Below are 8,216 nucleotides of genomic sequence, written 5' to 3' on the forward strand. Positions count from 1 at the left end.
TGAGATAAATCCCGCTCATAATATGAAAAAAAGCCATATTATCTGCGAGGTGATAGGTACATTCTGTGGTTTTTTTGGGTTAATTGCTTTAGAAATTATTATTGGACAAGAAGTAAATGTTGTTCACCACATTCATGGGTTCTTCACGATAATTCTATGGATAGCAGTTAACAGTTTCATAATAAGAGGATTAGATATGCCAAAAAAATCATAGAAAATCAAGAGTTAAGGTTACTTATCCAAAATATTAATCATAATACCTCGTATGAAGTTCTATGATCCAAGAGTCGATCTTGTCTATAACTCCCTTGGACCCTCCCAATACCTCTAACTTCGCTCCCTCGACATCTACTTTTATCAGATCTACTTTTGGAACATCCACTAAGAGCCGATCCAAGATGTTCATGGGGATCGTGATAAATCTCCTTGTCGATAGTCTATGCTTTTTGTAGAAGGTATAACCCCCCGAGTGGGGTGTCATAAAGCCGTCTCTCTTCCTCTCTATCTCTATACGTAACTAAAGAAAATTTTTAATTTTATTATATCCTCTCGGGTGTTTCTATCCCCAATAAATCAAAGGTAATTCTTACTATATTTCTGAAGGCTTGAACAAGACCTATCCTTGCCATCTTTCTATTCTCATCTTTCTCGTGTAAAACAGGGTTCTTCTCATAGAAGGCATTGAAACCCGTAGCAAGGCTATAGGCATATCTAGCCAGAATTTTTGGTGATAGATTCTTTACAGCATCTTCGATGTAAAGGTCGAACTTCGAGATCAGCTTTATCAGGTTCAACTCCGTAGGATGATCTAATTTAGAAGCGTTGTCGACAGTAATCTCAAGCTCAGTATTGGCTTTTCGAAGGATACTAGATGCCCTTGCATAAGCATATTGGATATAAGGCCCTGTCTCACCTTCTAAGTTTAGAGATTCACGGAGATCAAAGACAATGATTTTGTCTAAATCTTGTTTTATAAGATCGAAACGAAGTGCAGAAACAGCTACCTTCTCAGCAGTATTATGAAGCCATTCCTCACTTTCATTTAAATTCCTTTTCTTAGTTTCTTCATACGCTTTTTTATGGAGAACATCAAGCACGTCATCGGCATTGATATAGATCCCCTTCCGTCCAGACATATGGATAAAATCTTTCTCTTCGATCATCATACCAAGCTCATCAGCAGTACTTCTGCTCAATGAGACAACTTCGTACCCAAGATGAACGTATTTCTTTTCGATTTCTTCATCTTCTAAGAGAGAAAGGGTGTATGAGATTATCTTTTGAAGTCTGCTTTGTCTTACATCTATGACTGTTATTGCTAAATCAGCATTCCCAAAAACTGGATGAATATCCTTGCCTTTTCCTGAAACTGTTGACCATAGTTCACTACTATTGGGTTGTTTAAAGAAAATATTATACTGAAAAGGATCACCTACAAGCCCTATCTTCCATGCAGCATAAGGTATATCTTTTGCAATATATGTTAAAGTCCCATCGCTTCTCTTGATTACCTTCTCATCATCCTCACCTTCCATCTTGATTACCCAACATCCAGCAAGCTTGCCTTCTTTTGCAAGCTGAATTATTCCCTTATATCTCATAGAGTTGAACAACTTCTCCCAGAGCCTTGTTTCAATTATATGAGATTCAAAGTTAAGGCAATCGTAAAATGCGCCCACTCTCCAGCACGTCTCAAGTTGTTCCTTTACTACTTTCCTTGTAATATCTCGAGCTAACTTAGCTATATCCGATCTACCTTCATCTATTTCTCCCAAAACCTCTTTCTGCTTTATAACAAGTTCAGGCTGGATGTTGTATAATTCATTCACTTTTACGTAAACTTGATTACCACAGTAATGATCAAATTTCTGGCCTTTTGGAGGTTCGAGTTGAAAGCCTGCATATTTAAAGCCCACAACTATATCAGCTATCTGTAACCCTGAGTCGTCGATGTAATTCAAGACCTGTACATCATGTCCAGTGAACTTCAATATCCTTTGTATAGAGTCTCCAAGGATTACGTTTCTGATATGTCCGATATGCAACGCTTTATTCGGGTTCACGCTTGTATGCTCAACACAGACCTTCTTCCCTTTACCGATGTTCAAAGAACCGTAATCCTCTTTAGATATGGCTTCGGAGAGCGATCTATAGGATAAATCTGGGTATTTGACATTAAAGTTAATGTAACCAGGTCTGTAGACTTCGAAACTTGATATCAATGAGTCTTTCGGAATTTTTATTTTATCACCTATCTCCTTAGCCACATCTAAAGGACTGAGACCAAGTTTATTGGCTATTAAGAAGGCAACATTTACGGATAGATCACCAAACTCAGATCTTGGAGGTTCTGAAGGCTCAAAATCCATTAAAGGTAAACCTGCATCTATTATAGCTCCCTCGACACTTATTTTTACATCCTCTTTAAAGTCCCTGAAGCTCAAAGCGTCTCCTCATCAATGAATTTTCATGAATTTTTCGGTAATATGTTGGATAGCTTCTAAAAAACCTTCACCCATATTGAAGTTCACAGAGAAATCGGCCTTTTTCTTCACGGTCTCTGTTGCATTTCCAAGTGCCACGCTATAACCACATACTTCGAACATAGGAATATCTATTTCACTATCCCCAATAGCAATAATCTGACTCGTATCGAGTCCAAGATTCTTTGCAGCAATTTTTAGACCATTTGCCTTACTTACTGTCTCATGGGATACATGATATCCGTACTTGCTATCTTGGATTGTGACTGGCAAACCACTTTCATTAAGAATCTTTCTCCCTTCATTAAGATTAAAATTTCTTTCTAAGACGACTTCAGTTAAGCGTGGGAAACCTTTTTTCTTCTTAACATTCTTGATCCTTTTACAAAGGTAATCATAACCCATTATGCCATAAGAAATGTCTGCTAATAGAAACAGGTCAACAGGTGAAGTAGCAACAACCCCCCCATTCTCTCCTACTACTACTTTCGTGGTGCCTATATAGACAGATAAAGCTAGAACCTCCCAAGCACTCCTACCGCTAACAAATATCACTTTGTAGTCCATTTTATTAAGCCAGCGTAGAGTATAGGCAGCATCAAGGTTGATAATCCCACCATCTTCAGTGATAGTACCATCGATATCGACAGCAAATCCCTTCAAATCCATTAAAGGCACCTAATGATTATGGATAAAATTTAGTTGTTATATATATGTGTGCGAGGTTATGATTGAATATGGGCCCGTAGCCTAGCATGGATCAGGGCGCTGTGAAGTTGCGTAAGCCTCCGGAGCCAGAGGTCGTGGGTTCAAATCCCATCGGGCCCGCTACAACTAAACCCTTTTGTATTTAATTTACCTTTTTTAAAATGAAAATCCTTACCAAAAGAGATTTCTAGAGTTATTTGAATAGTAATTAATCCTGAATGGAATAAATTGGGCCCTATCGTCCAGCTCAGATTTCTACATGTTTTCTTAACAATAATTAAGAAAATATAAGGAATCTTATTTAAGAAATGCAAAAGAAATTTTGGGCCAAAAATAGGAAATAAATATTTCTTAAAAATTTCTTATTTTTCCTTGCATGGAATCCTAAAAAATGGGCTAGGAATGACGCTCAGGGTTATTGATCTGATACCTGGATCCGGTCATCATTGGCGGTATTTTGCGATTTTTACTTTCCTATTGTTCCTTAAAATTCCTTGATTTTTCCTAGATTTCCTTATTTTAAAAAAGTGTACACTATATATAGTATAGATACAGTAAATATGGAATTTAAGTAATAAAGACCTAGGAAATTAGAAAAAAATTCGATGATGATTCCATCCTTAAAAATTCTGTTTATCTAGCAGTTTTAAGAATCGCTTTTAATCTTCCTTTTATAATCCCATCAACAATAATAAAAAAAGGATTATTCTTATTAGACATTTTTAAAAAAAAAGTCAATCACTCCTTTTTTTCCTTTATTGTTTAGATATTTTATAAACTAACAGTACATAATTATCATCTATAACTTCATTTTTTAACAATCTTAATTTGACACTTCTGTCTTTCAGTTTTAAACTCTTAAACAATCTGTATTTATTACCCACCAATATAGGTGAAATCAGAAGACTTATCTCATCAACAAGGCCTCTTTCCAATAAAATATTATTTAATTTTCCACCACTATCTGTAAGGATAATTTTACAGTTGTAGCTTTTACATAATAATTCGAAAGCCTTTTGGTAGTCCACATGATCTTCCCCCATAATAATATGGTCATAATTTCTTTCTTTCAAATAATTCAGATATGAGCTTGGAGTGCTTTTGGATACCAATATTATTATATCTTTACAATAATTAGCTCTCCTAAATACATGCAATAAATTCTTTAAAGTTCCACGTGTATCAGGTATCGCCCAAAAAGGCCTTTTATCATCTAATTGAATCTCCGGTTTTATAAAGTCAATTTTTTCCTCAGAAGGTACATCTTTAACATATGTTTCGATACCTGTCTTCGCAGTTATCGAGCCAACTAATACTATATCGGGTCTGTATCTAGCAGCTATCTCATAATATCTTCTAATGTTTGGTTCAAAGCCTTTAATGGAACCATCCAGACTTATTTCATTATGTACAATAACTTTTGGCAGCATATTCTATTCAATTTAGTAAATGAATATTATTGAATCTTAGCTTTAATCGAGTAATTTTCCTACCTAGCTTATACTTGAAAGCTGATGGTACAATAAAAAACTTCTAAACCTAATAATTTAGAGTTGAATGTGTAGTCCAAGAATAGCGAATCTGAGTTAAATTTTTTGAGGTGTCTTTTACACCAGCAATGAAGGAAGTTTTATATTTTCAATCAAAATCATTTAAAGTGATAGTGGAGGGATTAATAAGATGGCTGAGAAAAAACCTATCATCAGATTTTATTTCGCCAAACTCAAGGAAGCATGGGATAAGTTATCTGAAGAGGAAAAGCAAAAGTTCATGCGTAAAGATATCGAGAATTTAAAAGAACTCGGTTGTAAAATCATAATGATGGTTGACTGTCGTTGGTCAAACGAAGAGTGGCATTTTATTGGGGTCGAGGAATGGCCAACTATAGAAGCTCTTCAGGAGCGCGTGCGCTTCGAAAAAGAAGAACTAAAAGCATACAGATATGCTGAATCGAAGACTTATTTGGGTACTCCTCAGGTCGATGAATTCACTCAATTGTGAATGTTTACGATTCGATCGGTTCTTAATTGTTAAAAATATATGATGGAGTACTCGATAGGCACATATAATGATATTCGCATGAAGGGCGTTGACTTCCTTCGAAGCAAATACGCTATGGTAGAGCCAAGTATCAGACAAAAAGAGAAGTCGGACATCTACGACTTCGTGGAAGATATTCTCAGAAGTAAAGGATGTAGTATCGATAAGGAGCTGTTGTGAAGGCAATTGCGAAATCTCAATAGACTCTTATGGTCTCCTAAGAGTTATTCTTATTAGATATCTTAACATAGTTTTTGTTGAATATGGCTAAAAGATTATCAGTTATTGATGTTGATTTATGTGTCGGTTGTCAGTGTTGTATGTTTGCATGTAATAGACGTTTTGCAGAAGCTGGTTTATCCAGATCAGCTATACATATTAAATCTGTGGGAGGATTTGAAAGAGGTTTTGTAGTCACTGTCTGTCGAGCTTGTTCTGATCCTCCTTGTGCAAGGGTATGCCCCACAAACGCTCTTGTACGAAGAGAGGGTGGCGGAGTAACTTTACATATGAACAAATGCATAGGGTGCCAAAACTGTCTGAAAGAGTGTGATATAGGAGCCATATTCTGGGATAAAAATATGAATAAGCCAGTAATATGTGTGTACTGCGGTTATTGTGTAGACTTTTGCCCTTTTGATGTAATAAAACTTGAATCTATCAGAGGTGAATGACTTGATTGAAAATGATACCATCAAAAGAATATTATACGTTGACCTTTCAAGACGAAGATTTTGGGTTGAAGAAGACGAAGATCTTTTTAAGAGTTATCTTGGCGGAGCTGGAGTTGCCATACAGCTTCTCCATAAAGAATGCCCGAAAGGTATTGATCCGTTCAGTCCTGATAATCCTGCAATCTTTACAGTTGGACAGTTTAATGCCATATTCCCCATAGCTTCAAAAATGGTTGCTATGTTCAAATCACCCTTAACTGGCAATTTAGGAGAAAGCCATGGAGGAGGCCGAAGTGCAATAGCTATGAGAATGGCCGGATACGGTGCTTTAGTGATAAAAGGGAAAAGTGAAACTCCGGTTTACATAGCTATACATGATGACGATGTACATTTTCGGGATGCATCGGTACTTTGGGGAATGAGCAGTAGTTACACTGTTGGACGAATTATCAGGGAACAAGAACCAGGATCAGGGATTCGTACAATTATGCGAATTGGAAGGGCTGGAGAACAATTAGTTTCCTATGCATGTTTGATCACAGAAACTTACAGACATTTTGGTAGAATGGGTTTAGGTGCAGTTTTAGGTAGCAAGAAAGTAAAGGCAATTGTGATTTCAGGAAAAAGATCTTTTAAATTTAAGGATCAAAAGTTATACAGACAAACCTACAAAGAAATCTTCAAATCATTAGTAGAATCTCCGTTGATGAAAAAATACCATGAATTAGGTACTTCTATGAACATCAATCCATTAAATGAAAGAAAAGTACTGCCAACAAAAAATCTCAAAGACAATCATTTCGATTTGGCTGATGAGATTTCAGGTGAAGCTTTTGCTGTTAATTATCTTGGTAGGAGAGTAGCCTGTTCCCATTGCCCTGTAAGCTGCATCCACATAGCAGCATTGCGAGAGCCATATGAATCAGAACCCTACTTTTACAAGACCAATATGATCTCATATGATTATGAACTTATTTATTCGCTAGGATCGATGTTAGGTGTAGGTTCTAGTAGAGGTTTGCTCAAGCTTATGGATGAAGTAGAGATTCAAGGTCTTGATGCTATAAGTACCGGTGTAGCTCTTGCATGGGCAACCGAAATGAAAGAAAGAGGATATTTATCTGAAAAAGAAACTTTTGGTCTTAATCTAAAATGGGGCGATTATGAAAATTATATTAAAGCTATAAAATTAATCGTAGAACAGCCAAATGATTTTTTCAGATTTCTCGCAAAAGGTGTAATTCAAGCCTCATCAAAATATGGAGGAACGGAATTTGCATTAGCCTTTGGCGGTAATGAAATGCCTGGATATCATACAGGACCAATTGCTTATGTGGGTTTTATTACAGGGGCGAGGCATAGTCATCTGGATAGTGCAGGTTATAGTTTTGATCAAAAATTTAAAGCAGCTGGAAAGAATCTTGTTCCACAAGAGATAGCGAATTCTTTAATTGCAGAGGAAAAATGGCGACAGATTCTATCTAGTTTAGTAATCTGTTTTTTTGCTAGAAAAGTATACACTCCTGAGATAGTATCAAAAGCCTATCTTGTATTAGAATATGACCTTGTTTATGATGATCTTTTAAAAATTGGAGAAAAGATATTAAAATCAAAATATGATTTTAAAACTCGTGAAGGTTTTAGATTCGATGAATTAAAGATACCGCATAGAATATTCGAGTTAGAAACTCTTTTTGGCAAAATTAGTAAGGACGTAGTAAAAAGGAGCATTAAAAAATTTAAAGATGAAATAGAGAATTTATGATCAAAATAAGATAGCTGAAAACAACCATATGATATATACAACATAATAGCAACCTCTAAAGTGGAAGGTAGTATTGACCTATACAATTATTGGATGACTCTTCAGTGTAATATTTGATTCGATCTATGGTATAGTATCTCTCTCTTTAGTAGCTTAGAGTCAATAACTTTTATTTCTAATTCTTTTTTCTTTCGATCTCTTTAAGATTGGCTTACTAAATATTTCCTATACAATAAGCTTTTTAAATAAACCTAGATAATCTATGGTGAAATTAGATGAAAAGAATCATTGGAAGTATTACAATTACATTACTTCTAATAATGCCTTTGATTCTTGCAGTACCATTACCAGCTATTGCACAGCCTCAAGAAGCATTATCTGATGCAGTAGGTGGTGGTACTGGCGGTGAATTCTGGCTTAATCCCAATACTCTGTACACAGGTGGCGTCACGATAACAGGTGATACTAGGATATACGGTCAGGGTGCTATGGTAGACCTACAAGGATCAGAGATAGAGGTTAGAGATACCTACCTGTACATAGAAA

The 8,216-nt window shown here is 35.8% G+C and carries 10 protein-coding genes and 1 tRNA gene; 7 read left to right on the forward strand and 4 right to left on the reverse strand.

The window, feature by feature from the left end; all coding sequences use genetic code 11:
- Positions 1-214: hypothetical protein (locus L6N96_00245; protein ID MCP8322596.1), on the forward strand; the 214-nt coding region annotated here is incomplete at its 5' end.
- A gap of 33 nt (positions 215-247) precedes the next feature.
- Here L6N96_00245 and L6N96_00250 read toward each other — a convergent pair.
- Genes L6N96_00250 through L6N96_00260 form a run of 3 tightly spaced genes read right to left on the reverse strand, consistent with a single transcriptional unit; the run spans position 248 to position 3,152 of the window.
- Positions 248-481, reverse strand: a complete 234-nt coding sequence (locus L6N96_00250) for an FkbM family methyltransferase (GenBank protein ID MCP8322597.1) — start codon at positions 479-481, stop codon at positions 248-250.
- 58 nt (positions 482-539) lie between these two features.
- Positions 540-2,444 carry an arginine--tRNA ligase gene (locus tag L6N96_00255; GenBank protein ID MCP8322598.1) on the reverse strand — a complete coding sequence of 635 codons (1,905 nt, stop codon included), beginning with the start codon at positions 2,442-2,444 and terminating at the stop codon, positions 540-542.
- A 12-nt stretch (positions 2,445-2,456) separates the two neighbouring features.
- The gene (locus L6N96_00260; protein MCP8322599.1) at positions 2,457-3,152 is read right to left on the reverse strand and encodes a phosphoglycolate phosphatase; all 696 of its coding nucleotides are present in this window, start codon (positions 3,150-3,152) and stop codon (positions 2,457-2,459) included.
- A 70-nt stretch (positions 3,153-3,222) separates the two neighbouring features.
- Between L6N96_00260 and L6N96_00265 the strand changes: the two genes are divergently transcribed.
- A tRNA-Arg gene (locus L6N96_00265) sits at positions 3,223-3,311 on the forward strand.
- 635 nt (positions 3,312-3,946) lie between these two features.
- Here L6N96_00265 and L6N96_00270 read toward each other — a convergent pair.
- On the reverse strand, positions 3,947-4,621 hold the full coding sequence (locus L6N96_00270) for a RibD family protein (GenBank protein MCP8322600.1): 675 nt from the start codon (positions 4,619-4,621) through the stop codon (positions 3,947-3,949).
- A gap of 250 nt (positions 4,622-4,871) precedes the next feature.
- Here L6N96_00270 and L6N96_00275 point away from each other — a divergent pair, with 250 nt between their 5' ends.
- The 5 genes from L6N96_00275 to L6N96_00295 form a co-directional block, all read left to right on the forward strand.
- Positions 4,872-5,192, forward strand: a complete 321-nt coding sequence (locus tag L6N96_00275; GenBank protein ID MCP8322601.1) for a hypothetical protein — start codon at positions 4,872-4,874, stop codon at positions 5,190-5,192.
- 39 nt (positions 5,193-5,231) lie between these two features.
- Positions 5,232-5,411 (forward strand): hypothetical protein, encoded by a 180-nt coding sequence (locus tag L6N96_00280; GenBank protein MCP8322602.1) that lies wholly within the window; start codon positions 5,232-5,234, stop codon positions 5,409-5,411.
- 83 nt (positions 5,412-5,494) lie between these two features.
- On the forward strand, positions 5,495-5,905 hold the full coding sequence (locus L6N96_00285) for a 4Fe-4S binding protein (GenBank protein MCP8322603.1): 411 nt from the start codon (positions 5,495-5,497) through the stop codon (positions 5,903-5,905).
- A gap of 1 nt (position 5,906) precedes the next feature.
- Positions 5,907-7,670, forward strand: a complete 1,764-nt coding sequence (locus L6N96_00290) for an aldehyde ferredoxin oxidoreductase family protein (protein ID MCP8322604.1) — start codon at positions 5,907-5,909, stop codon at positions 7,668-7,670.
- A 275-nt stretch (positions 7,671-7,945) separates the two neighbouring features.
- The coding region (locus L6N96_00295; protein ID MCP8322605.1) for a hypothetical protein at positions 7,946-8,216 on the forward strand (271 nt) is incomplete at its 3' end.

The sequence above is a fragment of the Candidatus Methylarchaceae archaeon HK02M2 genome, from assembly GCA_024256165.1.
In the GTDB taxonomy this organism is placed as follows: Archaea; Thermoproteota; Nitrososphaeria; order Nitrososphaerales; family JACAEJ01; genus HK02M2.